General features: G+C 67.5%; 24 protein-coding genes. 8 read left to right on the top strand and 16 right to left on the bottom strand.

What is annotated here, in order from left to right; translation table 11 throughout:
* The first annotated feature begins 73 nt into the window (after positions 1–73).
* Positions 74–1,099 (top strand): mechanosensitive ion channel family protein, encoded by a 1,026-nt coding sequence (locus AAFF32_RS12530; RefSeq protein WP_342315351.1) that lies wholly within the window; start codon positions 74–76, stop codon positions 1,097–1,099.
* 3 nt (positions 1,100–1,102) lie between these two features.
* On the opposite strand, the gene orn is transcribed toward AAFF32_RS12530, so the two are convergent.
* Positions 1,103–1,678 carry an oligoribonuclease gene (gene orn / locus AAFF32_RS12525; protein ID WP_342315350.1) on the bottom strand — a complete coding sequence of 192 codons (576 nt, stop codon included), beginning with the start codon at positions 1,676–1,678 and terminating at the stop codon, positions 1,103–1,105.
* 81 nt (positions 1,679–1,759) lie between these two features.
* On the opposite strand from orn, the gene AAFF32_RS12520 reads away from it, so the two are divergent.
* A complete protein-coding gene (locus AAFF32_RS12520; protein WP_216957936.1) occupies positions 1,760–2,245 on the top strand; it encodes a DUF2721 domain-containing protein in 486 nt (161 codons plus the stop codon).
* Positions 2,246–2,251: 6 nt separating this feature from the next.
* Here AAFF32_RS12520 and tadA read toward each other — a convergent pair whose 3' ends face one another.
* Positions 2,252–2,767 carry a tRNA adenosine(34) deaminase TadA gene (gene tadA / locus AAFF32_RS12515; RefSeq protein ID WP_216957937.1) on the bottom strand — a complete coding sequence of 172 codons (516 nt, stop codon included), beginning with the start codon at positions 2,765–2,767 and terminating at the stop codon, positions 2,252–2,254.
* 206 nt (positions 2,768–2,973) lie between these two features.
* On the opposite strand from tadA, the gene acnD reads away from it, so the two are divergent.
* The 3 genes from acnD (at position 2,974) to prpF (ending at position 7,454) form a co-directional block, all read left to right on the top strand.
* On the top strand, positions 2,974–5,583 hold the full coding sequence (gene acnD, locus AAFF32_RS12510) for a Fe/S-dependent 2-methylisocitrate dehydratase AcnD (protein ID WP_342315349.1): 2,610 nt from the start codon (positions 2,974–2,976) through the stop codon (positions 5,581–5,583).
* A 45-nt stretch (positions 5,584–5,628) separates the two neighbouring features.
* Positions 5,629–6,078: an SRPBCC family protein gene (locus AAFF32_RS12505; protein ID WP_216957939.1), complete on the top strand. Its 450-nt coding sequence runs from the start codon at positions 5,629–5,631 to the stop codon at positions 6,076–6,078.
* Positions 6,079–6,266: 188 nt separating this feature from the next.
* On the top strand, positions 6,267–7,454 hold the full coding sequence (gene prpF / locus AAFF32_RS12500) for a 2-methylaconitate cis-trans isomerase PrpF (protein WP_342315348.1): 1,188 nt from the start codon (positions 6,267–6,269) through the stop codon (positions 7,452–7,454).
* Between the two features lie 165 nt (positions 7,455–7,619).
* On the opposite strand, the gene AAFF32_RS12495 is transcribed toward prpF, so the two are convergent.
* The 4 genes from AAFF32_RS12495 to folD all read right to left on the bottom strand — a co-directional run bounded on the left by AAFF32_RS12495 (position 7,620) and on the right by folD (position 12,425).
* On the bottom strand, positions 7,620–8,120 hold the full coding sequence (locus AAFF32_RS12495; RefSeq protein WP_342315347.1) for a hypothetical protein: 501 nt from the start codon (positions 8,118–8,120) through the stop codon (positions 7,620–7,622).
* Positions 8,121–8,204: 84 nt separating this feature from the next.
* The gene (gene guaA, locus AAFF32_RS12490; RefSeq protein ID WP_342315346.1) at positions 8,205–9,770 is read right to left on the bottom strand and encodes a glutamine-hydrolyzing GMP synthase; all 1,566 of its coding nucleotides are present in this window, start codon (positions 9,768–9,770) and stop codon (positions 8,205–8,207) included.
* Positions 9,771–9,892: 122 nt separating this feature from the next.
* Positions 9,893–11,350: an IMP dehydrogenase gene (gene guaB / locus AAFF32_RS12485; RefSeq protein WP_216957944.1), complete on the bottom strand. Its 1,458-nt coding sequence runs from the start codon at positions 11,348–11,350 to the stop codon at positions 9,893–9,895.
* 172 nt (positions 11,351–11,522) lie between these two features.
* A complete protein-coding gene (folD, locus tag AAFF32_RS12480; protein WP_216957946.1) occupies positions 11,523–12,425 on the bottom strand; it encodes a bifunctional methylenetetrahydrofolate dehydrogenase/methenyltetrahydrofolate cyclohydrolase FolD in 903 nt (300 codons plus the stop codon).
* A 166-nt stretch (positions 12,426–12,591) separates the two neighbouring features.
* Here folD and AAFF32_RS12475 point away from each other — a divergent pair, with 166 nt between their 5' ends.
* Positions 12,592–12,903 carry a DUF1244 domain-containing protein gene (locus AAFF32_RS12475; RefSeq protein ID WP_216957948.1) on the top strand — a complete coding sequence of 104 codons (312 nt, stop codon included), beginning with the start codon at positions 12,592–12,594 and terminating at the stop codon, positions 12,901–12,903.
* 3 nt (positions 12,904–12,906) lie between these two features.
* Positions 12,907–13,677 (top strand): alpha/beta hydrolase, encoded by a 771-nt coding sequence (locus tag AAFF32_RS12470; protein WP_216957950.1) that lies wholly within the window; start codon positions 12,907–12,909, stop codon positions 13,675–13,677.
* Positions 13,678–13,875: 198 nt separating this feature from the next.
* Here the strand turns inward: AAFF32_RS12470 and moeB are convergent, their stop codons facing one another.
* The 10 genes from moeB to ndk all read right to left on the bottom strand — a co-directional run bounded on the left by moeB (position 13,876) and on the right by ndk (position 24,011).
* Entirely contained in the window at positions 13,876–15,000 is a 1,125-nt protein-coding gene (gene moeB, locus AAFF32_RS12465; protein ID WP_342315345.1) for a molybdopterin-synthase adenylyltransferase MoeB, read from the bottom strand.
* A 28-nt stretch (positions 15,001–15,028) separates the two neighbouring features.
* Complete coding sequence (glp, locus tag AAFF32_RS12460; RefSeq protein WP_342315344.1) at positions 15,029–16,246, bottom strand: gephyrin-like molybdotransferase Glp; 1,218 nt, start codon at positions 16,244–16,246, stop codon at positions 15,029–15,031.
* Positions 16,243–16,842, bottom strand: a complete 600-nt coding sequence (locus AAFF32_RS12455; protein ID WP_216957956.1) for an NTP transferase domain-containing protein — start codon at positions 16,840–16,842, stop codon at positions 16,243–16,245. The genes glp and AAFF32_RS12455 overlap by 4 nt, the downstream gene beginning before the upstream one ends.
* A gap of 250 nt (positions 16,843–17,092) precedes the next feature.
* A complete protein-coding gene (gene der / locus AAFF32_RS12450) occupies positions 17,093–18,493 on the bottom strand; it encodes a ribosome biogenesis GTPase Der (RefSeq protein WP_342315343.1) in 1,401 nt (466 codons plus the stop codon).
* 197 nt (positions 18,494–18,690) lie between these two features.
* Positions 18,691–19,890, bottom strand: a complete 1,200-nt coding sequence (gene bamB / locus AAFF32_RS12445) for an outer membrane protein assembly factor BamB (RefSeq protein ID WP_216957960.1) — start codon at positions 19,888–19,890, stop codon at positions 18,691–18,693.
* Positions 19,890–20,522: a tetratricopeptide repeat protein gene (locus tag AAFF32_RS12440; protein ID WP_216957962.1), complete on the bottom strand. Its 633-nt coding sequence runs from the start codon at positions 20,520–20,522 to the stop codon at positions 19,890–19,892. Before AAFF32_RS12440 ends, bamB begins: the two co-directional genes overlap by 1 nt.
* 104 nt (positions 20,523–20,626) lie before the next feature.
* Positions 20,627–21,433, bottom strand: coding sequence for a RodZ domain-containing protein (locus tag AAFF32_RS12435; RefSeq protein WP_216957963.1), 807 nt, complete (start codon positions 21,431–21,433; stop codon positions 20,627–20,629).
* Entirely contained in the window at positions 21,430–22,266 is an 837-nt protein-coding gene (pilW, locus tag AAFF32_RS12430) for a type IV pilus biogenesis/stability protein PilW (protein WP_342315342.1), read from the bottom strand. Before pilW ends, AAFF32_RS12435 begins: the two co-directional genes overlap by 4 nt.
* A 19-nt stretch (positions 22,267–22,285) precedes the next feature.
* Complete coding sequence (rlmN, locus tag AAFF32_RS12425; RefSeq protein ID WP_216961669.1) at positions 22,286–23,449, bottom strand: 23S rRNA (adenine(2503)-C(2))-methyltransferase RlmN; 1,164 nt, start codon at positions 23,447–23,449, stop codon at positions 22,286–22,288.
* A gap of 136 nt (positions 23,450–23,585) precedes the next feature.
* Positions 23,586–24,011, bottom strand: a complete 426-nt coding sequence (ndk, locus tag AAFF32_RS12420) for a nucleoside-diphosphate kinase (RefSeq protein WP_216957966.1) — start codon at positions 24,009–24,011, stop codon at positions 23,586–23,588.
* 249 nt (positions 24,012–24,260) lie between these two features.
* Between ndk and AAFF32_RS12415 the strand changes: the two genes are divergently transcribed.
* Positions 24,261–24,881, top strand: coding sequence for a TetR family transcriptional regulator (locus tag AAFF32_RS12415; RefSeq protein ID WP_342315341.1), 621 nt, complete (start codon positions 24,261–24,263; stop codon positions 24,879–24,881).
* Positions 24,882–24,891: the final 10 nt, after the last annotated feature.

The raw sequence follows: 24,891 nt of genomic DNA, 5'->3' as shown, positions 1-24,891 counted from the left end.
GGCGTCGTATTTTTGAAGGCCTGTATCGTTTACATCGCGCGCCGAGCGGGCGCGTTTGCAAGGAGGTCCCGTTTTGTCCGCGAATCCCAGCCCCCAGCCTCTGCTGCAGGATGCATTGCCCGACTTCACCAAGGAACTCGCGCCGCCGGCCCACATCAGCACGCTGACGGCCGACCAGTTCTGGACGTGGGCGATGGACGTCGGCATCAAGATCGGCGGCGCGCTGCTGGTGTTCTACATCGGCCACCATGTCGCGAAATGGGTCGTGCGCGCGACCGGACGCGCGTTGACGCGGGCGCACGTGGAAACGACCTCGCAACAGTTCATCAGCCGAGTGCTCTACATCGTGCTGGTGATCGTGTTGCTGATGGCGATCCTGCAGGGATTCTTCGGCCTAGCGCCCACGTCGTTCATCGCCATCCTCGGCGCCGCCGGCCTCGCCATCGGCCTTGCATTGAAGGATTCGCTGTCGAACGTGGCCTCGGGCGTAATGCTGGTGACGCTCAAGCCGTTCCGCGTAGGCGATGTCGTGCAGATCGGCGGCAGCAGCGGCACGGTGGAACAGGTGAGCATCTTCCAGACGCGGCTGCGCGGCGCGGACAACCAGACCATCGTGCTGCCGAACAACCTCATTACGACGGCGCCGATCGTCAACCTCACGCCCGACACCCGCCGGCGCATCGAGCTGATCATCGGCATCGGCTACGAGGACGACATCGACACCGCGCGCGAGGCCATCATGGCCATCATGCGCGCCGACAAGCGCATCCTCGACAAGCCGGCGGCCGACGTGGTCGTGTACGAACTGGCGGACGTGGCGGTGCGCCTGGGCGTGCGCTGCCATGTCAGCAACGCGGACCACTTCGCGACCAAGTGCGATCTCAACGAGCGCATCAAGAAGGCGTTCGACAAGGCGGGCATCAGCATCCAGGCGGCGCAGCGCGACATCCGCGCGCAGCGGCGCATCACCGAGGCCGCCATTCGTAACGATGCATCCAACGACCCTTCGCCGCCACCGGCGCAGTCGCCCTCGCCCGAGCAGCAGTCCGCGTCGTCGTCACCTTCGCCCGAGCAGCAGACGCCGCCCGAGCTGCGCTGAGCCTCAGGCGTCCGGCAGGCCGCCCAGGCGGCCCATGGAGACGCGGTAGTGGCGCAGCTCCGCGATGGAGTCGCGCACGTCGCTCAGCGCCGTATGGCGGGCGTCCTTGTTGACGCCGGCCAGCACGTCGGGCGCCCAGCGACGGGCGAGCTCCTTGATCGTGCTGACGTCCAGGTTGCGGTAATGGAAGTGCTTTTCCAGCCGGGGCATCAGGCGGTGCAGGAAGCGGCGGTCCTGGCAGATCGAATTGCCGCACATCGGCGATTTCCCCGCCGGCACCCACTGCAACAGAAACCCCACCGTGCGGGCCTCGGCCTCGGCCAGGCTGACATTGCTGTCGAGCACGCGCTGCCACAGGCCCGAGCGACCGTGCTGATTGCGGTTCCATTCGTCCATCGCTTCCAGGCGCGCGAGCGAATGCGAGATGGCGAGCTCCGGCCCTTCGGCAAGCACATTAAGCTGCTTGTCGGTCACCACCGTGGCGATCTCCAGGATGGAGTCGCGGTCGGTGTCCAACCCGGTCATTTCCAGGTCGATCCAGATCAGGTGTTCGTCGTTCGAAGAAGGGACGGCCGCCATGCGCTCGCACTGGAATGAGGTCCGGAGCATCATACAGGCAGCCCATCCCGCGGCTTCGCACCGCACTCACGGAACCCATCGATGCCCTCGCCCGTTCCGATCGACCCTTCGCATTACGCCGTCGTCTCGGCCATGATCACTCCGGCCTTCTTCCTGACGGCCGCCAGTTCGTTGCTGATCTCGTCGAACAACCGCCTGGCGCGCGTGGTGGACCGGATGCGTTCGGACATCGAAGTGCTGCGTGGCCTGCCGCAAGGGCCGGCGCGGGTCGAACAGGAAGCGCGCATCGCGATCCACCGCCGCCGTTCGTACCTCGTGCTGGCCTCCGTGCGCATGCTCTACGCGGCGATCAGCGCCTTCGTCGGCACCAGCCTGGGCATCGCCGTGGATGCGTTCTTCGGCTACCGGCTCGATCTGCTGCCGACCGGACTGGCGGTGATCGGCGTGCTGTTGATGTTCGGCGCGTCGGTCTGCCTCGGGCACGAGGCGAAGCTCGGCCTGCGCATGCTGGACCGCGAGCTCAACGAACAGCTGGCGAAGGACAGGCTGGACGTGCGCGGGGAGTAAGGCGGCCTAGCCGGCCGGCGGAACGTCCACCTTGCCCCGCTTGCGCCGGAAGTACGCCGTCAATCGCGCCCCCGCCTCCTCGCCCAGCACGCCGCCGTCGACGCGCACACGATGGTTGTGGCGCGGATCGGCGAGCAGGTCGAACACGCTGCCGGCGGCGCCCGTCTTGGGATCGCGCGCGCCGTAGACCACGCGGGCGATGCGGGCGTGCACCATCGCCATCGCGCACATCGCGCACGGCTCCAGCGTCACGTACAGCGTCGAACCCAGCAGGCGGTGGTTGCCCAGGCGCTGGCCGGCCTCGCGCATCGCCACGATCTCGGCGTGGGCCGTGGGATCGCGCAGGGTGATATTGCGGTTCCAGCCCTCGCCGAGCACGTCACCGCCGGCCGAGACCAGCACGGCGCCCACCGGGATCTCGTCGTCCTCACGCTCGGCGCGCTCGGCCAGCGCGAGCGCGTGGCGCATCCAGCGCACGTCGTCGTCGCTGATCGGGGCCATGTCGGGAGTTTCCTGAACCATCGCGACAGGATGCCCGACGCGGCGTGGCCACGCCACGCTCAACGCGTCCCGGCCGCGTTCCCGCCCCATCCGATCAGCCGGCGAGCGGTCGAAAATGGCAAAATTGGCGTTCCCCGCGTCTGAGCGGACAGCCAGCCACCGACGGCCCCGCGCCACGGCCGCCCGCCAATCTCCAGGACCAGGTCCCCGAACCGATGTCGTCGTCCATGAACACCCAACACCGCAAGCCGCTCCCGGGCACTTCTCTGGATTATTTCGACGCGCGCGCAGCGGTCGAGGCGATCCAGCCCGGCGCCTACGACGCCCTGCCCTACACCTCGCGCGTGCTCGCGGAAAACCTCGTGCGACGCTGCGATCCGGCCACGCTGGTGGATTCGCTGAAGCAGCTGATCGAACGCCGCCGCGACCTCGACTTCCCGTGGTTCCCCGCGCGCGTGGTCTGCCACGACATCCTCGGCCAGACCGCGCTGGTCGACCTGGCCGGCCTGCGCGACGCGATCGCCGATCAAGGCGGCGATCCGGCCAAGGTCAACCCGGTCGTGCCGGTGCAACTGATCGTCGATCACTCGCTGGCCGTGGAATGCGGCGGCTTCGATCCCGATGCGTTCGCGAAGAACCGCGCCATCGAAGATCGCCGCAACGAAGACCGTTTCCACTTCATTGACTGGACCAAACTGGCGTTCGAGAACGTCGACGTGATCCCGCCGGGCAACGGGATCATGCACCAGATCAATCTGGAGAAGATGTCCCCGGTGATCCAGGCGCAGAACGGCGTCGCGTATCCCGACACCTGTGTGGGCACCGACAGCCACACGCCGCACGTCGACGCGCTGGGCGTGATCGCCATCGGCGTCGGCGGCCTGGAAGCGGAGAACGTGATGCTCGGCCGCGCCTCGTGGATGCGCCTGCCGGACATCATTGGCGTCGAACTCACCGGCAAGCGTCAGCCGGGCATCACCGCCACCGACATCGTGCTGGCGCTGACCGAATTCCTGCGCAAGGAGAAGGTCGTCGGCGCGTACCTGGAGTTCCACGGCGAAGGCGCCTCCAGCCTTAAGCTGGGCGACCGCGCGACGATCTCGAACATGGCGCCCGAGTACGGCGCGACGGCGGCGATGTTCTTCATCGACGAGCAGACGCTGGACTACCTGCGCCTCACCGGACGCGAAGACGCGCAGGTGAAGCTGGTGGAAACCTACGCGAAGACCGCCGGCCTGTGGGCCGATGCGCTGAAGAACGCGCAGTACGAGCGCACGCTCACGTTCGATCTGTCGAGCGTGGTGCGCAACATGGCCGGCCCGTCGAACCCGCACAAGCGTTTGCCGACCTCCGACCTCGCAGAGCGCGGCATCGCCGTAAACCTGGACGCGGCGAAGGCGCAGGAAGCCGAAGGCCTGATGCCCGATGGCGCGGTGATCATCGCCGCCATCACCAGCTGCACCAACACCAGCAACCCACGCAACGTCATCGCCGCCGCACTGCTGGCGCGCAACGCCAACGCGCACGGTCTCACGCGCAAGCCGTGGGTGAAGTCTTCGCTGGCGCCGGGCTCCAAGGCCGTGCAGCTGTACCTGGAAGAAGCGAAGCTGCTGCCAGAGCTGGAGAAGCTCGGCTTCGGCATCGTCGCGTTCGCCTGCACGACGTGCAACGGCATGTCGGGCGCTCTGGATCCGGCGATCCAGCAGGAAATCATCGACCGCGATCTGTATGCGACGGCGGTGTTGTCGGGCAATCGCAATTTCGACGGACGCATCCATCCTTACGCGAAGCAGGCTTTCCTCGCCTCGCCGCCGCTGGTGGTGGCCTACGCCATTGCCGGCACCGTGCGATTCGACATCGAGCGCGATGTGCTCGGCATCGACGCCGACGGCAAGCCCGTCACGCTGAAGGACATCTGGCCGAGCGATGAGGAAATCGACGCTATCGTTTCCCAGAGCGTGAAGCCCGAGCAGTTCCGCAAGGTCTACGGGCCGATGTTCAATGTGCGCGTCGAACAAGGCGAGCGCGTGAGCCCGCTGTACGACTGGCGCCCGCAGAGCACCTACATCCGCCGTCCGCCGTACTGGGAAGGCGCGCTGGCCGGCGAGCGCACGCTGCGCGGCCTGCGTCCGCTGGCGGTGCTGGGCGACAACATCACCACCGACCATCTGTCGCCGTCCAACGCCATCCTGCGCAGCAGCGCGGCCGGCGAATACCTGGCGAAGATGGGCCTGCCGGAAGAAGACTTCAATTCCTACGCCACGCACCGCGGCGACCACCTCACCGCGCAGCGCGCCACCTTCGCCAACCCGACGCTCGTCAACGAGATGGCGGTGGTCGACGGCGCGGTAAAGAAGGGATCGCTGGCGCGCATCGAGCCGGAAGGCGAAGTGGTGCGCATGTGGGAAGCGATCGAAACCTACATGGACCGCAAGCAGCCGCTGATCATCATCGCCGGCGCCGATTACGGCCAGGGTTCCTCGCGCGACTGGGCCGCGAAGGGCGTGCGTCTGGCGGGCGTGGAGGCCATCGTCGCCGAAGGTTTCGAACGCATCCACCGCACCAACCTGATCGGCATGGGCGTGCTGCCGCTGGAGTTCAAGCCGGGCACGAACCGCCTGACGCTGGGCATCGACGGCACGGAGGCCTTCGACGTCGTCGGCACGCGCAAGCCGCGCGCGGACCTCACGCTCGTCATCCACCGCAGGAATGGCGAGCGCGTCGAAGTGCCCGTCACCTGCCGTCTCGACAGCGACGAGGAAGTGTCGATCTACGAAGCCGGCGGCGTGCTGCAGCGCTTCGCGCAGGATTTCCTGGAGTCCTCCCGCGCGGCGTGAAGCGGCGCCGCGCTCGTTCGTTCCGCACCCAAAAGGAGTAACGACATGCCTGGAACCGTCACCCTGCACCGCGTCATCCGCGCGCCCGCCGACCGCATCTACCGCGCCTTCCTCGATCCGGATGCGATGGTGAAGTGGCTGCCGCCGCACGGTTTCACCGGCAAGGTGCATTCGATGGACGCGCGCGTGGGCGGTGGCTACAAGATGTCGTTCACCAACTTCGGCACCGGTGGAAGCCATTCCTTCGGCGGCACGTACCTGGAACTCGAACCCGGCAAGAAGCTGCGCTACAACGATCAGTTCGACAATCCCGATCTGCCGGGCGCGATGGAAGTCGAAGTCACGCTGACGTCCGGCATGGTCGGCACCGAACTCAACGTCGTGCAGAAGGGCATTCCCGATGCGATCCCGGTGGAGTTTTGCTACCTGGGCTGGCAGGAGTCGCTGGAGATGCTGGCCAAGCTGGTGGAGCCGGAGATTCCGGACGGCGCGTGATCTGAAGCCGTCCTCGCATCCTATGCCGTCATTCCCGCGAAGGCGGGAATCCAACGCGACGCGACATCACCTCTTCCGGAAGGCGTGACACCACGGATGGTTGGATCCCCGCCTTCGCGGGGATGACATCAAACAGCGCGGCAGCTTCAACGACACAACCTCGAACAGAAGCACGGAACGAATACGCCATGCCCCACGCACCCCAGATCCGCATCCCCGCCACCTACATGCGCGGCGGCACCAGCAAAGGCGTGTTCTTCCGCCTGGACGATTTGCCGGACGTCGCGCGCGTAGCGGGCCCCGCGCGCGATGCCTTGCTGATGCGCGTGATCGGCTCGCCCGACCCCTACGGCAAGCACACCGACGGCATGGGCGGCGCGACGTCGAGCACTAGCAAGTGCGTGATCATCTCCAAATCGTCCCAGCCCGGACATGACGTCGACTACCTCTACGGCCAGGTGTCCATCGACACCGCGTTCGTCGACTGGAGCGGCAACTGCGGCAACTTGTCCTCGGCAGTGGGTCCGTTCGCGATCGCCAACGGATTCATCAACGCCGAACGCATTCCGCACGACGGCCACGTCACCGTGCGCATCTGGCAGGCGAACATCGGCAAGACCATCGTCGCGCATGTGCCCGTGAGCAACGGGCAAGTGCAGGAAACCGGCGATTTCGAGCTGGACGGCGTGACCTTCCCGGCGGCGGAGATCGCGCTGGAATTCCTCGATCCGTCCGACGACGGCGAGGACGGTGGCGCGATGTTCCCCACCGGCAACCTCGTCGACGATCTCGAGGTGCCCGGCGTGGGCACGTTCAAGGCGACGATGATCAACGCCGGCATCCCGACGATCTTTCTCGACGCCGCGGAGCTGGGCTTCACCGGTACCGAATTGCAACCGGCCATCAACGACAACCCGAAGACGCTCGCGATGTTCGAAGCCATCCGCGCGCACGGCGCGGTGCGCATGGGCCTCATCGCCGACGTCGCGCAGGCCGCAACGCGACAGCACACGCCGAAGGTCGCCTTCGTCGCGCCGCCGCAGGATTACGTGTCGTCCAGCGGCAAGCGCATCGCGGCCGGCGACATCGACCTGCACGCTCGCGCGTTGTCGATGGGCAAGCTGCACCACGCGATGATGGGCACGGCCGCGGTTGCCATCGGCACTGCGGCGTCGATCCCGGGCACGCTGGTGAATCGCGCGGCCGGTGGCGGCGAACGCGAGGCGGTGCGCTTCGGCCATCCGTCGGGCACGCTGCGCGTGGGCGCGCAGGTGCGCAATGTCGACGACCAATGGACCGTGACGAAGGCGATCATGAGCCGCAGCGCACGCGTGCTGATGGAAGGCGCGGTGCGCGTGCCGGGCGATTCGTTCTGAGCGCTGCGTAGCGCCCAGCTCTTCGCAAGATGGGTGACCCGCCGCTTCGCGACGGCGTGCCCCTCCCCAACCCTCCCCTGCACACAGGGGAGGGAGCAACCGGCAACAAAGCAAAGCCCCGCTATTCGCGGGGCTTGCTTGTTCGGCCGGCAACTCGCGTCGCGGTTACTCGCCGCCGTACACCCAGGTCTTCGACTCGCCGCCCTGCGACAGGATCTTGCCGTTACGGCGGATCAGCGTCTCGGTGAAGCGGCTGCGGACCATCGTCATGTCGCCGATCTTCCCGATCGACACGCCCTTCACCGTGGCGCGCTTGTTGCCGTCGCTCAGTTCGATGGAGTCGATCTTCTGCTCGAATATGGGATGCAGGATGCCGCCGCTCGCGTTGGAGAGCTTGCCCAGCACGGTCAGCGACTGCTTGATGTCGGCGCAGGCCTCCTCACGCCGCTTCTCGCTGCGCTCGGTAGCGGAACCGTTGAACGACACGTCCTTCACCAGATAGTCGTCGGTCATGAGCTTGCACAGCGGCTCGCCGTCGAGTTCCGCCAGCAGGAGGGTCTGGTCCCCATAGAACTTGCGGACGGACGACTCGTTCATCGTGCGCCCGAAATGGAAATACCACGCTGCCGCGGCGATCAGTGCGACCGCCAGTACGATCTTCTTCATTGTTTCCCCCTGTTGATCCGTCCTGGTTCAACCGACGCATGGCGGGCTTTTCCCCTGCCCGCCAACGCCGTCACGCGAAGCCGCTCATTCCCACTCGATCGTGGCCGGCGGCTTCCCGCTGATGTCATACACGACACGCGACACGCCGCGCAACTCGTTGATGATGCGGTTGGAGACGCGACCGAGGAAATCGTACGGCAGGTGCGCCCAATGCGCGGTCATGAAGTCGATGGTTTCCACCGCGCGCAGCGCAATCACCCATTCGTAGGCGCGCGCGTCGCCCACCACGCCCACCGACTTCACCGGCAGGAACACGGCGAACGCCTGGCTGGTGCGGTCGTACAGATCCGCCTTGCGCAGCTCTTCGATGAAGATGTGGTCGGCACGGGCGAGCAATTCGGCGTGTTCGCGCTTCACTTCGCCCAGGATGCGAACGCCCAAACCCGGGCCCGGGAACGGATGGCGATACACCATCGCGCGCGGCAGGCCGAGTTCGACGCCGAGGCGACGCACTTCGTCCTTGAACAACTCGCGCAGCGGTTCGACGAGGCCGAGCTTCATGTCTTCCGGCAGGCCGCCCACGTTGTGGTGGCTCTTGATGACGTGCGCCTTGCCGGTCTTGCTGCCGGCCGACTCGATGACGTCCGGATAGATCGTGCCCTGCGCCAGCCACTTCGCGTTGGCGAGCTTGGCGGACTCTTCGTCGAAGATCTCGATGAAGAGGTTGCCGATGATCTTGCGCTTGGCTTCCGGATCCGCGACGCCGGCGAGCGCCTTGAAATAGCGGTCGGCGGCGTTCACGCGCACGACCTTCACGCCCATGTGCTCGGCGAACATCGCCATCACCTGGTCGCCTTCGTTCCAGCGCAGCAGGCCGGTGTCGACGAATACGCACGTCAGCTGCGTGCCGATGGCCTTGTGCAGCAGCGCGGCGACGACGGACGAATCCACGCCACCGGACAGGCCGAGGATCACCTCGTCGCTGCCGACCTTCTCGCGCACGCGCTCGATCTGGTCTTCGATGATGTTGGCCGCGGTCCACAGCGTCTTGCAGCCGCAGATGTCGGCGACGAAGCGGCGCAGCAGCGTCTGGCCCTGCTTGGTGTGCGTGACTTCCGGGTGGAACTGCACGCCGTACCAGCGCTTGTCCTCGCGCGCCATCGCGGCGACGGGAATGCGGTCGGTGACGGCGGTGACGGTCCAGCCCGGCGGCGCCTTGGCGACGTGGTCGCCGTGGCTCATCCACACATCGATGCGCGGTTCGCCGTCGTGGTCGGTCAGCCCGCCCAGCAGCGTGTCGTGCGCGACCAGCTCGACTTCGGCGTGGCCGAACTCGCGCGCGTCGGCGGCTTCGGTTGCGCCGCCCAGCTGCGCGGCCAGCGTCTGCATGCCGTAGCAGATGCCCAGGATCGGCAAGCCGCTGTCGAAGACTTCCTGCGGCGCCTTGGGCGCGCCCTGCTCCGTGGTCGACTCCGGGCCACCCGACAGGATGATGCCCTTCGCGCCGAACGCCGCGATCTCGGCCGGATCGTGGTCCCAGGCCCAGATCTCGCAGTAGACGCCGATCTCGCGGATGCGGCGGGCGATCAGCTGCGTGTACTGCGCGCCGAAATCGAGGATGAGGATCTTGTCGCTGTGGATATTGGTCATGGAGCCGGGATTCGGGATTGGAGATTGGAGATTCGCAACAGCGAAGACGATCGTCACCGGACTGGAACCCGGCGGGCTTCTACGAATCCCGAATCCCGAATCCCAAATCCCGTGGGCTGGCGTCAGCCAGCCCGATAGTTCGGCGGTTCCTTCGTGATCTGCACGTCGTGCACGTGGCTCTCGCGCGCGCCTGCGTTGGTGATGCGAACGAAGCTGGGCTTCTTGCGCATGTCCTCGATCGTCGCGCAGCCCACGTAACCCATCGTCGCGCGCAGGCCGCCGGCAAGCTGGTGCACGACGCCGCGCAGCGGGCCGCGGTACGGCACGCGGCCTTCGATGCCTTCGGGCACGAGCTTGTCGGCGTCGCTCGCGTCCTGGAAATAGCGGTCCTTGGAACCCTGCTCCATCGCGCCCAGCGAGCCCATGCCGCGGTAGCTCTTGTAGCTGCGGCCCTGGAAGAGTTCGACCTCGCCCGGGGCTTCCTCGGTGCCGGCGAACAGGCCGCCGACCATCACGGTCGATGCACCAGCCACCAGCGCCTTGCCAATGTCGCCCGAATAGCGGATGCCGCCGTCGGCGATCAGCGGGATGCGGTCCTGCAGCGCCTCGGCGACCATCGCCACGGCGGTGATCTGCGGCACGCCGACGCCCGCGACGACGCGCGTGGTGCAGATCGAGCCCGGGCCGACGCCGACCTTCACCGCGTCCGCGCCGTGGTCCATCAGGGCCAGTGCGGCATCGCCGGTGACGATGTTGCCGCCGATGACCTGCAACTGCGGGAAGTTCTTCTTCACCCACAGCACGCGTTCGAGCACGCCCTGCGAGTGGCCGTGCGCGGTGTCGACCACCACCACGTCCACGCCGGCCGCAGCCAGCGCTTCAATGCGCGCCTCGGTGTCGCCGCCCACGCCGACGGCCGCGCCGACCAGCAGGCGTTCGCTGCTGTCGTAGGCGGCGTTGGGGTTGTCGGACTTCTTCTGGATGTCCTTCACGGTGATCAGGCCGCGCAGCTCGAAGCCGTCGTTGACCACCAGCACCTTCTCGATGCGGTGCTTGTGCAGCAGGCTCAGGACCTCCTCGTCGGCGGCGCCTTCGCGCACCGTCACCAGGCGGTCCTTCTTGGTCATGATGTGGCGAACCGGATCGTCCAGCTTCGTCTCGAAGCGCATGTCGCGGCTGGTGACGATGCCGACCAGCTGGCCGCCATCCACCACAGGCACGCCGGAGATGTTGCGTGCGCGGGTGAGCTTGAGCACTTCGGCGATGGTGGTGTCGGGGCCGACCGTGAACGGCTCCTTGATCACGCCCGCTTCGAACTTCTTGACCGAGGCGACCTGCGCAGCCTGGGCCTGCACGCTCATGTTCTTGTGCAGGATGCTGATGCCGCCCAACTGCGCCATGGCGATCGCCAGGCGGGCTTCGCTGACGGTGTCCATGGCCGCCGACAGGATCGGCAGGCGGATGGTCAGGTCGCGGGTGAGGCGGGTCGAGAGCGAGACGTCCTTGGGCAGGACCGTCGAGTGGGCCGGGACGAGCGAAACGTCGTCGTAAGTCAGTGCTTCAGCCTGGATGCGCAGCATGGGCGGGGGCCGGAGAGGGTGAAGCAAGATATTGTAGCGCGAACATTCATTCACACGCGCGTTGCGGTGTCGGGACGCGGCGTTCCATGCGCCCTGCCCGTGGCTCGTCGTATCCGCGAAAGCGGGAATCCAGCGACTTCAGCCGCGGTCGACCCGCGGGCCGAAGCCCGCCTCAGCGCGCCTGGGTCCAGCCGCGCCCCGTATCCGCCGCCTCGGCGGCTTCCAGCGTGTTCTGCATCAGCGTGGCGACCGTCATCGGGCCGACGCCGCCGGGGACCGGGGTGATCCAACTGGCCCGCTGTGCGGCGGCCTCGAAGCCCACGTCGCCCACGAGGCGGCCGTCATCCAGGCGGTTGATGCCCACGTCGATGACGACAGCGCCCGGTTTCACCCATTCACCCGGGATCAGGCCCGGCCGGCCCGCCGCGACGACCAGGATGTCGGCATTGCGGATCGAGGTTTCCAGCACCTGCGGCGGAGTGAACTTGTGGCAGCTGGTGACGGTGCAGCCGGCGATCAGCAACTCCAGCGCCATGGGGCGGCCGACGTGGTTGGAGACGCCGACGATCGTCGCGCTTTGCCCGCGCACCGGGCGGTCGGTATAGGCCAGCAGCGTGGTGATGCCGCGCGGCGTGCACGGGCGCAGGCCGAACTGGCGCAGGGCCAGGTGGCCGACGTTCTCCGGGTGGAAGCCGTCCACGTCCTTGCGTGGGTCGATGCGGTGGATCAGCTCGGTGGCGTCGCGGCGGTCGGGCAGCGGCAGCTGCACCAGGATGCCGTGCACGTCCGGGTCGGCGTTGAGTGCGTCGATCAGCGTCAGCAGCTCGGCGTTGCCGGTGTCGGCCGGCAGGTCGTAGTCGATCGCCCGGATGCCCACTTTCTGCGCCGCACGCCGTTTGTTCTTCACATAGACGCTGGAGGCCGGGTCATTGCCGACCAGCACCACCGCCAGGCCCGGGCGCGATTTGCCCGCCGCCACGCGCGCATCGACCCGGCTCTTGAGGTTGTCGAGCAGGTCCTCGGCAATGCGCTTGCCGTCGAGGATGCGAGCCGGAGGGGTCATGGGTGCAGTCATGCCGTGGCGTAGGGCTGAAGGCGACTGGAGTACAGTCGGGCCGTGCATTATCGCTCAGATGCGGGATTGGGGATTCGGTATTCGGGATTCGCAAAAGCAACGCGCTCCCTTCACGGCAAGGCGCATACGAATCCCTGATCCCGAATTCCCAAGCCCAGAGAACCCCATGACCGACACCGATTTCGAAACCACCCAGATCGAAGCCGCCGCATTCCGGCGCCTGCTCCAGCACCTCATGCACGAGCGGCCCGACGTGCAGAACATCGACCTGATGATCAACGCCGGCTTCTGCCGCAACTGCCTGGCCGACTGGTACCGCGAGGCCGCCGAGCAGCGCGGCATCACGATGACCAAGGACGAAGCCCGCGAGGCGATCTACGGCATGCCCTTCGCCCATTGGAAGGCGCAGCATCAGCGCGAGGCCACGCCGGAACAACTCGCCGCATTCGAGGCGGCGCAACGCAAACACGCGGGGTAGCCGATGCGTAAACAGCTATTGGGCTGGGCTGCGTTGCCGATCCTCGGTTACGCAGGGGTGTGCGCGTGGTTGTTCTCCAAGCAGCGCGAGCTGATCTACCTGCCCGAGGGCACGCGGACCGACGTGCCGCAGACGGACTTCGCGCTGGCGCGCGACGACGTGCAACTGCACGGCTGGGTGCTGCACCCGCATGCAGGGCGGCCGGTCATCTACTTCGGCGGCAACGCCGAAAGCATCCACCACCGGCGCGACATGCTCGACCGCCTGCTGCCCGAGCGCAGCGTCTACCTGGTGTCGTACCGCGGCTACGGCGCCAGCGGAGGGCAGCCGACGGAAGCGGCGCTGTTCGCCGATGCGCTGGCCGTCTTCGACGAAGTGAGCTCGCGCCATCCGAACCAGCCGATCTCGGTGATCGGCTCCAGCCTCGGCAGCGGCGTGGCGAGCTACGTCGCCAGCCAGCGGCCGGTGTCGCATCTGGTGCTGGTGGCGCCGTTCGACAGCCTGGCGGCGGTGGCGCAGGTGCACTACCCCGTCCTGCCCGTGCGCTGGATCGTGCGCGATCGCTTCGATTCCGTCGGTCGCCTGCGCGGTTATCAGGGCGAGGTGATGGTCGTGCGCGCCGCGCTCGATACGGTCGTGCCGCCGGCCAACACGAACCGCCTGATCGCCGCGCTGGGCAAGCCACCGAAAGTGGTGGAATTGCCCGGCGCCGGGCACAACACGATCAGCGGTGATCCGGTATTCGAGCAGGCGCTGGCGGATTTCCTGCGCTGACGCGAGTGGTTACCCCTCTCCCCTTGCGGCGACCGAAGGGAGTGCAGAGCTGAGAGGGACAGGCCGCCGAAGGCGGCCAGGGGAGAGGGGTGGGACGTTCGAAGTACGCGCGAAATACGCGCTGCGAGCGTCCCTCTTCCCCCCCCTTCGGGGGCGCCTTCTCCCGCAAGGGGAGAAGGGAACGGCGCGATCAGGCCCTCACGCCGCGCAGAACTTCGCGTAGTCGATGTAGCCCGGAAACTCCCGTCCCGCCGCGCACACCGGGCAGTCCGGATCTGCCGGCAGGCGCGTCTCGCGAAAACGCATGCCCATCGCATCGAAATGCAGAAGCCGGCCGGTGAGCGGTTCGCCGGCGCCGAGGATGAGCTTGATCGCCTCCGTCGCCTGCAGCAGCCCGATCACGCCCGGCAGCACGCCCAGCACGCCGGCTTCGGCGCAGTTGGGCGCGGCTTCCGGCGGTGGTGGTTCGGGGAACAGGCAGCGGTAGCACGGCGCGTGGCCGCGCTGGCGGCCGGCATCGAACACGCTCACCTGCCCTTCGAAGCGATGCACGGCGCCGTAAACCAGGGGCTTGCCGAGCTTCACGCAGGCATCGTTGAGCAGATAACGCACCGGGAAGTTGTCGGCGCCGTCGATCACCACGTCGGCGCCTTCGATCAGCCGCTCGACGTTGGCCGCCGTGATGCGCTCGGGGAAGGTCTCGATCGACACGGTGGGATTGAGCGCCGACAGCGCGATGCGCGCCGACTCCACCTTGGGCACGCCGATGCGGTCCTCGGTGTGCAGGATCTGCCGCTGCAGGTTGCTGCGATCGACCACGTCGTCATCGGCCAGCACGATCGTGCCCACACCCGCGGCGGCGAGATAGAACGCGGCAGGCGACCCCAGCCCGCCCGCGCCGACCATCGCGATGCGCGCGGATTGCAGCCGACGCTGCCCCGCTTCGCCGACTTCGGGAAGGCGCAGATGTCGCGAGTAGCGATCGTAGAAATCCAGGTCGCCTTCGGCGCGCGCGATCGGCAGGCCCTCGTCGATCCAGCGCGTGGTGCCGCCCTCGACCGATGCGAGTCGGCGGTAGCCCATCGTCGCCAGCGCCTCCGCGGCCTGCAGCGATCGCCGCCCGCTCTGGCAGATCAGCAGCACGTCGGCATCCAGGTCCGGGAGTGCGGCGCGTGGATCGGCTTCCAGCTCGCCACGGGCGATGCCCAGCGCACCTTCGGCGTACCCGGTGGCGCGTTCGTGCGACTCGCGCACGTCCACGATGAGCGCGCCCTGGCGCTGGCGGCGCAGGGCCTCGGCAGGCGCGATGAGTTCGATGTCCATGCGGGGATTATCGCCCCTCATGCCCGTCTCAGGCGTACCGCAGGACCTCGACCACGGCACCGGCCGCCAAACGCTGTGGTCCATCGGGGATCACGATCAGCGCATTGGACTCGCCCACTGCGCGCAGGCGGTGCGAACCGACGGCGGGGTTCGGGTCGGCGCGCAGGACGCCATGCTCATCGCACGTCACCTGCGCGCGCACGAACTCGCGCCGCGCATGCGACTTCTCCACCGGCGCGACCAACTGCGCACGCTCGACCTGACGCGGCTCGGTGCGGCCCTGCAACGCGTCGATCAAGGCACGGCCGAAGCCGAGGAAGGTCGCAAACACCGACACGGGATTGCCCGGCAGCGCCAGCACGCGGGCCTGGTCGAGGCTGCCGAACAGCACCGGCATGCCCGGCTTCATCCGCACTTTCCAGAAATGCACCTGGCCGAACTGCGCGATGACGGCCGGAATGTGGTCCTTCTCGCCGGCCGAGACCGCGCCGCACGTGATGATCAGATCGAACGCGCAGCCGGCGTCGCGAAGCGCAATCTCAACCTGCTTAGGGTCGTCCGGCAGGCGTGGCCACGCGGTGGGTTCCAACCCTTCGGCGCGCAGAAGACCCATCAGCAGTTCGCGGTTGCTGTCGTAGATTTCGCCAGGTGCCAGCGACAGACCCGGCTCGACCAGTTCGTCGCCACTGCTGAACACCGCCACCGTCGGCTTGCGCACCACCGTCAGCGACGACAGTCCGAGCGACGCGGCGAGCGACACGCGCGCCGGCGTCAATCGCACACCGGCGTGCAGCACGCGTTCGCCGGCCTGCACGTCCTCGCCTGCGCGGCGCACGTTCGCCTCCACTTCCGGCGGCGTGACGACGATGACGCGATCGCCTTCGACGCGCGTGTTCTCCTTGATGACCACCGTATCGGCGCCTGCGGGCATCGGCGCGCCGGTGGTGATGCGCACGCATTCGCCCTCGCCCACCGTGATGTCCCGCGCACGTCCGGCGAACTGCTCGTCCACCAGCCGCAGTGCGGTTTCGCCCTCCATCAGATCGACGTGCCGCAGTGCGAAGCCGTCCATCGCGCTGTTGTCGAACGGCGGCAAGGCGATCGGCGCGTCGACGTCGCCGGCCAGGATGCGGCCATGGGTGCGCGAAAGCGGCAGCGTTTCGTTGTCGAGGCGGTGCCGGGCGGCGACGTCGCGAATGATCGCGACGGCATCGTCGAAGAGAAGCTGGATCGGGAAGTCGCTCATGCCTGGGGTTTCGTCTGCGCGACGACGCCGGCTGCGGCGAGGTCGTCGGGCGTGTTGAGGTTGCCGAAGCGTACGCCCTGCAGGCGCACGGATGCCATGCCCAGATCGCGCTGCAATGCATGCACCGCGCCGTTGCCGGCGAGCGCATCGGGCATGGCCCGGCGCAGCGCATCGACGCGCCACAGGGCGACCAGCGGCTGAGGACCGTCATCGTCGACGGCGAAGGCGCCCAGCTCGTGCGCGGCGGCGATGAGCGTGGGCAGCAGGCATTCGTTTACGCCGACCAGGTCGACAGGGAGCGTGAGCAGCCACGGGGTCTCGCATGCGGCCGCGAGCGCGTCGAGGCCGGCGAGCGGGCCGATGTCGCGCCCCGTCCGGTCGGTTACGGCGCGCAGGGTTGCGGCCTCGTAACGGTGCAGATCGCGATTGGCGCTGACAAGCAACGCGGCGGTTTCGTGAGCGAACCGCCGTTGCCAGCGCACGACCTGCGGTACGCCGTCGCGTTCGAGCCAGGCCTTGTCGATGCCGCCGAGCCGCGTCGCTCGGCCACCGGCGAGGAGGCCCAGGGTGATGTCGCTTACGGGAATGGGCGGCATGGGGGCAGTTTACGGCGTCGGCGCGAAGGGACCCGCGCAGGCGCAGACCAACCAGGTCATGGGCGACCAATCACTTCGTCATCCCGGCGAAGGCCGGGACCCAGGCTCGCGTCGCATCAGAAAGATGACGGACACCGGCGAGCCAGTTCTGCGGGAATGTGTCGTCAGGCGGTACGGGCCTGGATCCCGGCCATCGCCGGGATGACGCAGCGGCCAAGGCGCTCGCGTGATGCGCGAGCGCGCTGCTGCGTTACTTGCCCTTCTTCACGTGCCGGATCATGCGCCGCTTCTTCGCGACCTGACGCTCGGTCAGCACGTTCTTCTTGCCTTCATACGGGTTCGTGCCTTCCTTGAAGACGAAGCGTACCGGCGTGCCCACCAGCTTGAAGCGCTTGCGGAAGAAGTTCTCCAGATAGCGCTTGTAGGTGTCGCTGAGCGTGCGCAGGCGCGTGCCGTGCACGACGAAGGTCGGCGGATTGTTCGCCGCCGGATGCGCATAGCGCAGCTTGGCGACGTGGCCGCGCACCGTCGGCGGCGGGTTGGTTTCGTACGCGACTTCCAGCGCCTTGTTGACTTCGCTGGTGCTGAATTCGTGCGTGGCCGACGCGTGTGCGCGGTGGATCGCGCGGAACAGCTCGCGCAGGCCCGAACCGTGCTTGGCGCTGATGCGCACCGCTTCGGCCCAGTCCACGAAGCCGAGCTTGCGCGCCAGCAGCGCCTCGGTCTGCTGGCGCTGGTAGTCGGTCTGTCCGTCCCACTTGTTCACGGCAACCACGAGCGCGCGGCCTGCGTCCAGCGCATAGCCGAGCACGGTGGCGTCCTGGTCGGTGATGCCCTCGCCGGCGTCGAGCATGATCACGGCGACCTGGCACTGCTCGATCGCCTGCAACGTCTTGACGATGGAGAACTTCTCCACCGCCTCGTCCACGCGCGACTTGCGGCGCAGGCCGGCAGTGTCGATCAGGCGATACAGGCGGCCGTCGCGCTCCATGTCGATGGAAACCGAGTCACGCGTGGTGCCGGGGACTTCGGAGGCGATCATCCGCTCCTCGCCCAGCAGGCGGTTGACCAGCGTCGACTTGCCCACGTTCGGGCGGCCGATGAAGGCCACGCGGATGCGCGCGGGATCGGCATCCAGTTCGGTGGCCGTGCCTTCTTCCGGCACGCGCGCCAGGACGCTGTCGATCAGCGTGTCGATGCCCTGGCGGTGCGCCGAGGACACGGCGATGACGTCGGTGATGCCGTAGCGGGCGAATTCGTTGATCGCGGACTGCGCGTCGAGGCCGTCGGTCTTGTTCACCACCAGCATCGCCGGGCGCGCGGTCTTGCGCAGCCAGGCCAGGATGTCGTCGTCCAGCGCCGAGGCGCCTTCGCGACCATCGACCACGAACAGCACCAGGTCGGCTTCCTCTGCCGCCGCGCGCGCCTGCCGCGCCGTGGCGCCGGCCAGCCCCTCGTCCTCGCCGGCGATGCCGCCGGTGTCGACGACGGCGAAGGCACGCTTGCCCTCCGGCCGGGCCACGCCGTAGTTGCGATCGCGCGTGACACCGGGCTGGTCATGGACCAGGGCGTCGCGGGTGCGCGTGAGCGCATTGAAGAGAGTGGACTTTCCGACGTTGGGACGGCCAACGAGGGCGACGAGCGGAAGCATGGTGAAAGAGCCGGATTGGAGATGAGGAGTGGGGATTCGCCGGGCGTGGCGCCCTGGATGGCGAATCCTCCGGCGCGCATCGGGACCGATGAGCACCGGGCCGGGGCGGCCATGATGACGGCCCGGGCGTGAAAAGGGAAACGGCCCGGGTTCGTCACCCGGACCGTTGCGTGCCCCGCCGTGCGCCGAGGGCGCGGTTACTGCAGGCGGAAGGCGGTCAGCTCGCCGTTGACGTTCTGCACGATGGCGATGCCGTCGGCGACCACCGGGGCGGCCTTCACCGCCTTGCCGCCGACGCGCTGGCGTGCGGCGAACTCGCCGTTGTCCAGCTTCAGCCAGTGCACGTAGCCATCGAAATCGGCGACCACGGCGAAATCGCCCTGCACCGCCGCGCCGGTCACGTTGCGGCGAACCAGCCCGGGCTGCTGCCACAAGGCGCCACCGCTGTTCTTGTCCAGGCCGAAGACAGCGCCGGTGGAGTCGGTGACCACGATGCGGTCGCTGCCCAGGCCGACGCGGCCGGCGCCACCGTGCTCGGCCGACCACATCGGGCGGCCGCTGGGCGCATCGATCGCCACGGTCTGCTTCTTGAAGCTGGTCGCGAAGAGCATGGTGCCTTCCAGCACCGGCGTTCCGTCGACGTCGGCCATGCGATCCAGTTCGGTTCGACCTTCCGGCTGTGCGACGGCCTGTTCCCACATCGGGCGGCCGTCGGTGGCCGACAGCGCCGAGACCGTGCCGTCATCGTTGCCGATGAAGACATAGCCGGGGCCGAGCACCGGGCCATCGTTGCCGCGTACGGACAGCATCGGCACTTCCTGCACCCAGAACCAGCGGCGTTCGCCGTTGGCGGCGTCGAAAGCGGTGACGCGGCCGTCGTTGGAGCGCACGAACACCGAGCCCATGCCGATGGCCGGCGCCGCGATGACCTCGTTGGGCACCTTGGCCTGCCACTTCAGCTCACCGGTGTTTTCGTCGAGGGCGATGACCTCGCCGTCCAGCCCGCCGATCACGACCAGCCCCTCGCCCACGCCGGGACCACCGGACAGGCGCACGTTGCTCTTCTTTTCGGTGCGGTACTCCCAGACCTGCTTGCCGGTCTGCAGGTCGAAGGCGTGCACGCCGCCTTCGATGGCCGCCGCGAAGACGCGCCCATTGGCCACGATCGGCCCCTGGCGAACGCCGATCCGGCCCTCGCCCTTGCCCGCATTCGCCGACCAGATCTTGGACACCGTCACCGAAGGCGTGATGTCGGTCAGTTCGGTCGGCTCGTTGGGCTTGCCGTCGTCCTTCTTCTTGTCGCCGCCGAACCAGCCCTTGATCGTCGAGCAGCCGGCGAGCGAAGCAGCGCACAACAGCACGACGGAGGTACGCAGCAGCATGGAGCGGTGCTTCATCAGGACTTGGCCTCGGGCTTGGCGGGCGTGCCGCCGACTTCGGTGAGCTTGAGTTCGAGCAGGCGGCGGTGCGGCGAAGCCACGTCGAGCTTGGCCATCGCCTCGGTGTACGCCGTGCGCGCCTGTTCCTTCTGGCCGAGCGCCAGATGGGCGTCGCCGCGAACTTCGATGCCGGACGCGGTATCCGCGTCGGCGACCAGCTTCAGTGCTGCGTCGGCCTGCTTGCTCTCGATCAGCAAGCGTGCGATGCGCAGGTTGACGATCTGCATGATCGCCGGGTCGTTGCTGTGGATGCCGCGCAGCGTGGCCAGGGCGGCGTCGTTCTGCTTCGCGTCGACCTGCGAGCGCGCCAGTTCCAGCGAGGCCAGCGCGTGGTAGCTGCTGCCGTCGGCCAATGCCTTGACCTTGGCATCGGCGCCCTTGTCCTTGGCTTCGATCGCATCCAGCGCGGACTGGTACTGCGTGGCCGTGTCCATGCGCTGCTGCTCGCCGCGGTGTTCCCACCACTTCCAGCCGCCGATCGCCGCCAGACCCAGCGCGATACCGCCAATCAGGCCGGCGCCGTTGTTGCGCAGCCACTGCAGGACGCGTTCGCTTTGTTCGTGTTCGTCGAGAAGATCGTCAATCGCCATTCGCTGGCTGCCATGCTCTGTCGCCCGCCACGAAGGCGGGAATCCAATGAGGAACACCGGCCCGCGATGCAGGCCGGTGCGGTGAGGATTTCCCGCGGTGCCGGTCAGTCGCCCGGCGTGAGGGAACCGTCAGAGGATAGCGTAAAGCGCGCCACGTTCGCTCGGCTGAACGGCGTCAGATCGACGGTGCGGCCGGCCTGGCGGACTTGGACCGCCGAAGAATTGCCGAGCACGATGCGCGAGACTTCGCCGACCGTGTAATTGCGCTGCTGACCCGTGCCCAGCTCACCGCTCTCAAGCACGCGGCCGTCAGCGCCACGCACTTCGACCCAGCTGTTGCCGGTGAAAGTGAGCGACAACGCCGGCTGCGTGGCGGCGGGCTGGCTCGGCAACGTCGCCATGGAGGCGACCAGCGGCGTGCGATGTCCCGGCGTCGGCGCGGCCGGCTGGGCATTTGTCGCGTCACCTGCGGGAGCGGTCGCCACGTCCAGCGTCTCGACCTGGGTGTCGTCCTTCTTGAGTTCGCGCGAGGCCATCCAGATCGGCACCGCGATGGCCGCCGTCAGCACGATATAGATCGCGCGCCGGGTGGCCTGCTCGAACACGCGGCGGTAGCGCGGCGTGTGCGTGTGGCTGACCAGTTCGGACGGTGCGATCGGGCGGGCGGCCTGCCCCAGCTCTTCCTCGAGGGTGACCCCGAGCAGGCGGGCATAGCTGCGCAGCTGACCACGGACGAAGACCGGTGCGCCGAGCTGACTCGAATCCCCCGATTCGAGTTGCCGGATCACCTTGACCGGAATCTTCAGACTGGCAGCGACGTCCTCCTGCGACAGCCCCGCCTCTTCGCGGGCCTGCTTCAGACGCACGCCTATGCTGGCGCCCATCTCAGGCGCGAGTTGGTTCGAGTTCATCGCTTTCCGTCATCCCCCATGCCGGAGCCCTGCGTCTGCGGGAACTCCGCCCTCATTCGCTGAACGTATCTTGCGGCGGCTACCGTGTCGCCGAGTTTCTCTTCGATCTGTGACGCAAGCTGCAACGCAGCGCGATCGGCTGGTGCAGCCGACAAGCGGCGCTCGGAGAATGCACGCGCTTCGAATGCGTTTCCTTGACGGAACTCAAGCTCCGCGAGCGCCCCGAGCGCAGTCGCGTTCTGCGGGTCGAGCGCGATGGCGCGGCGCAGGTCGCGACCGGCGCGGGCATCCTGGCCGGCGCGAGCTGCGCAACTGCCTGAATTGGCCAGCGCCACCGACGGTGTGGTGTAGCGGGTGTCGGTGAGGGCCTTGTCGAACCAGGCCAGCGACTCGGCGGCCCGGCCCTGGCGGCACAGCCATACGCCGTAGTTGTTCTGCACGGCGCCGTTGCCCGGGGCCAGCTCGGTCGCGCGCAGGTAGTGGCGACCGGCTTCGGCCTGGTCCCCGCGGCGGGTGGCAGCGGCAGCCAGTACGGTCTCGGCGTCGGCGGAATTCGGATCCAGCTTCAGCGCCTTGAGCGCTTCCTTCTCGGCAGCGGCGTAGTCGCCCGCGATCAGTCGCATCTGCGCCAGCTCCAGCGAGCGCGCGGCGGCCACGGCCCCCTTGGTGCGCTCGGTGCCGCTGACGTTGACCTCCGGCGAGGTCCGCTCGAAGTCCTGCCGCTTGAAGTCCTGCTTGATGTACGGCGTGCGGCTGCACGCACCGGCCGCCAGCACTGCGACCGCCATGACGGTCGTGATCGTGAGGTTCAGCGGTCGGCCGCGGACATCCATGCTTAGCGGGCTCCTGACATCACGCCGCCTCGTTGCCGAGGCCCTGCGCCTTCAGTTGTTTCTGGAATTCCGCCTGGCGCCGGGTGCGGTCCATGACCTGCCCCTTGAGCTGACCGCAGGCGGCATCGATGTCGTCACCGCGGGTGCGGCGCACGGGGGCGATCATCCCGGCCTCGTTGAGCAGCTTCTGGAAGGCACGGATGGCCGCGTCGTCCGGGCGCTCGAAACGGGTGCCGGGGAACGGGTTGAACGGGATCAGGTTGACCTTCGCCGCGTCCTTCATCTGCACGGCGTTGTCGAACTGGCGCAACAGGCGCAGCAACTGGCGCGCGTGCTGCGGCTGATCGTTCACGCCCTTCATGAGCGTGTACTCGAAGGTGACCGACGTGCCGCGCTTGCGCAGCGCATAGCGCACGCAGGCGTCCATCAACTGCTCGATCGGGTACTTCTTGTTGAGCGGCACCAGCTCGCTGCGCAGCTCGTCGTTGGGCGCATGCAGCGAGACGGCGAGCGAGACGTCGCTCTCCAGCGCGAGGCGGTCGATCATCGGTACCATGCCGGCGGTCGAGAGCGTGACGCGCTTGTTCGCCAGGCCGTAGCCCAGGTCGTCGCGCATGATGCTCATCGCGCGCACGACGTTGTCGAAATTCGCCAGCGGCTCGCCCATGCCCATCATCACCACGTTGGTGAGTCGGCGCTGCTGATGCGGGACGTTGCCCAGGTGGCGCGCGGCGACCCACACCTGGCCGATGATCTCGGCGGTGGAGAGGTTGCGGTTGAAGCCCTGGGTGGCGGTGGAACAGAACTGGCAGTTGAGCGCGCAGCCCACCTGCGAGGACACGCACAACGTGCCGCGCCCCTTGTCGGGGATGTACACGGTTTCGATGGCATTCTTGGGATCCATGCCGAGCAGCCACTTGTGCGTGCCGTCGGTGGATGCCTTGTCGAACACCACCTGCGGCACGCGGACTTCAGCGTGCTGCTCGAGCTTGGCGCGCAGCGCCTTGCCCAGATCGGTCATGTCGGCGAAATCGGTGACGTAGCGGTGGTGGATCCACTTCATCACCTGGTGCGCGCGGAACTTCTTCTCGCCGAGCGTCTCTTCGAAGAAACGCTCGAGCGAGGCGCGGTCGAGGTCGAACAGGTTGGTCCGCGCGCCGGCCGAGGCCGGCGCGGGATTCATCGTCGACTCGACCGCGTGCTTGGCGGCCACGCCCGCTTCGACGCGCGCGGCCGAATCCATTGCCGGCGTGTCGCCAGCAAGCTGGAGGTCGATGCGTTCGCGTTGCGTGGTCATGGCCGTTGTCGCGGGATGCGCCTTAGCGACCGAACACGTCGGTGGCCGGGAAGAAGTACGCGATTTCGATCGCGGCGTTCTCCAGGCTGTCCGAACCGTGCACGGCGTTGGCGTCGATGCTGTCGGCGAAGTCGGCGCGGATCGTGCCCGGCGCGGCGTCCTTCGGATTGGTGGCGCCCATCAGGTCGCGGTTCTTCAGCACCGCGCCCTCGCCTTCGAGTGCCTGGATCATCACCGGGCCCGAGATCATGAACTCGACGAGTGCGTTGAAGAACGGACGCTCGCGGTGCACGGCGTAGAAACCTTCGGCTTCCTGCTTCGACAGGTGCTTCATCTTCGAAGCGACGACCTTCAGGCCGGCCTTCTCGAAGCGGGTGTAGATCTCACCGATGACGTTCTTCGCGACGGCGTCGGGCTTGATGATCGAAAGGGTGCGCTCCAGCGCCATGGAATCTCTCCGGGTAGGCGGGCCGCCGAACCAGCCTGGTTCGCGCCCGAGGATAACAGAAAAACCCGCGTCAGGACGCGGGTTTAGCCCACAAGGCTCCGGTAATTCTACCGGATCGCGCGGCGGATTTGCACGGACTTCCGGCGCCTCCGGGACGGGTGTGCGTTGACGGTTCAGGCCATCAAGCACTAGCATCAAACAAGCGTTTGATTCACCCTCCGTCACCACCGCAGCCCCACCGCAGGACCCATGGCCACGACCGCCCATTTCTCCACCAAGGACCGAATTCTTGGCGCTGCCGAAGAGCTGTTCGCCCAGTTCGGCTTCACCGGCACCTCCCTGCGCCAGGTCACCAGCCGCGCGGACGTCAACATTGCCGCGGTCAACTACCACTTCGGCAGCAAGGAGAACCTTGTCAACGAGGTGTTCCGCCGCCGCATGGACGACATGAGCGCGCAGCGCCTGGGCGCGCTGAAAACCGCGCTGGAACAGCATCCGGGCGAACTCGAGCCGATCCTGGCCGCCTTCGTCCAGCCCGCGCTGGCGATGGCCCAGGACCGCCACGGCGGCGGCGCCTTCGTCCGCGTCGTGGCCCGCGCCTATGCCGAAAAGAACGACCGCCTGCGCAAGTTCCTGTCGGACCACTACGGCCACGTGCTCCGCGATTTCGCCAAGGCGATCGCCGGCTGCGTGCCGGGCCTGACCAAGGAAGAGCTGTACTGGCGTTTGGACTTCCTCGCCGGCGCCCTCACCTATGCCATGGCGGATTTCGGGCTGATCAAGCGCCCCACCGGTGTCAGCGAGGCGACCCATCGCGAACGCGCGGCACGCGAGCTGATCCGCTTCGCCGCGGCCGGTTTCAAATCTTGATTTCTTGCTA

The organism is Lysobacter sp. FW306-1B-D06B (assembly GCF_038446665.1).
Taxonomy (GTDB): Bacteria; Pseudomonadota; Gammaproteobacteria; order Xanthomonadales; family Xanthomonadaceae; genus Lysobacter_J.
Note: the sequence above shows the minus strand (reverse complement) of the source record. Positions and strands in the feature narration are given on the sequence as shown.

Coding starts and splice junctions, on each gene's coding strand:
- AAFF32_RS12505 (WP_216957939.1), top strand. CDS start 5,629: ATGCCTGGAACCGTCACCCTGCACCGCGTCATCCGCGCGCCCGCCGAC.
- bamB (WP_216957960.1), bottom strand. CDS start 19,890: ATGAAGCACCGCTCCATGCTGCTGCGTACCTCCGTCGTGCTGTTGTGC.
- AAFF32_RS12470 (WP_216957950.1), top strand. CDS start 12,907: ATGCGTAAACAGCTATTGGGCTGGGCTGCGTTGCCGATCCTCGGTTAC.
- AAFF32_RS12415 (WP_342315341.1), top strand. CDS start 24,261: ATGGCCACGACCGCCCATTTCTCCACCAAGGACCGAATTCTTGGCGCT.
- pilW (WP_342315342.1), bottom strand. CDS start 22,266: ATGGATGTCCGCGGCCGACCGCTGAACCTCACGATCACGACCGTCATG.
- der (WP_342315343.1), bottom strand. CDS start 18,493: ATGCTTCCGCTCGTCGCCCTCGTTGGCCGTCCCAACGTCGGAAAGTCC.
- folD (WP_216957946.1), bottom strand. CDS start 12,425: ATGACTGCACCCATGACCCCTCCGGCTCGCATCCTCGACGGCAAGCGC.
- ndk (WP_216957966.1), bottom strand. CDS start 24,011: ATGGCGCTGGAGCGCACCCTTTCGATCATCAAGCCCGACGCCGTCGCG.
- guaB (WP_216957944.1), bottom strand. CDS start 11,350: ATGCTGCGCATCCAGGCTGAAGCACTGACTTACGACGACGTTTCGCTC.
- AAFF32_RS12440 (WP_216957962.1), bottom strand. CDS start 20,522: ATGGCGATTGACGATCTTCTCGACGAACACGAACAAAGCGAACGCGTC.
- glp (WP_342315344.1), bottom strand. CDS start 16,246: ATGAGCGACTTCCCGATCCAGCTTCTCTTCGACGATGCCGTCGCGATC.
- AAFF32_RS12455 (WP_216957956.1), bottom strand. CDS start 16,842: ATGCCGCCCATTCCCGTAAGCGACATCACCCTGGGCCTCCTCGCCGGT.
- orn (WP_342315350.1), bottom strand. CDS start 1,678: ATGGCGGCCGTCCCTTCTTCGAACGACGAACACCTGATCTGGATCGAC.
- acnD (WP_342315349.1), top strand. CDS start 2,974: ATGAACACCCAACACCGCAAGCCGCTCCCGGGCACTTCTCTGGATTAT.
- AAFF32_RS12520 (WP_216957936.1), top strand. CDS start 1,760: ATGCCCTCGCCCGTTCCGATCGACCCTTCGCATTACGCCGTCGTCTCG.
- rlmN (WP_216961669.1), bottom strand. CDS start 23,449: ATGAATCCCGCGCCGGCCTCGGCCGGCGCGCGGACCAACCTGTTCGAC.
- AAFF32_RS12475 (WP_216957948.1), top strand. CDS start 12,592: ATGACCGACACCGATTTCGAAACCACCCAGATCGAAGCCGCCGCATTC.
- guaA (WP_342315346.1), bottom strand. CDS start 9,770: ATGACCAATATCCACAGCGACAAGATCCTCATCCTCGATTTCGGCGCG.
- prpF (WP_342315348.1), top strand. CDS start 6,267: ATGCCCCACGCACCCCAGATCCGCATCCCCGCCACCTACATGCGCGGC.
- AAFF32_RS12435 (WP_216957963.1), bottom strand. CDS start 21,433: ATGAACTCGAACCAACTCGCGCCTGAGATGGGCGCCAGCATAGGCGTG.
- AAFF32_RS12495 (WP_342315347.1), bottom strand. CDS start 8,120: ATGAAGAAGATCGTACTGGCGGTCGCACTGATCGCCGCGGCAGCGTGG.
- tadA (WP_216957937.1), bottom strand. CDS start 2,767: ATGGTTCAGGAAACTCCCGACATGGCCCCGATCAGCGACGACGACGTG.
- moeB (WP_342315345.1), bottom strand. CDS start 15,000: ATGGACATCGAACTCATCGCGCCTGCCGAGGCCCTGCGCCGCCAGCGC.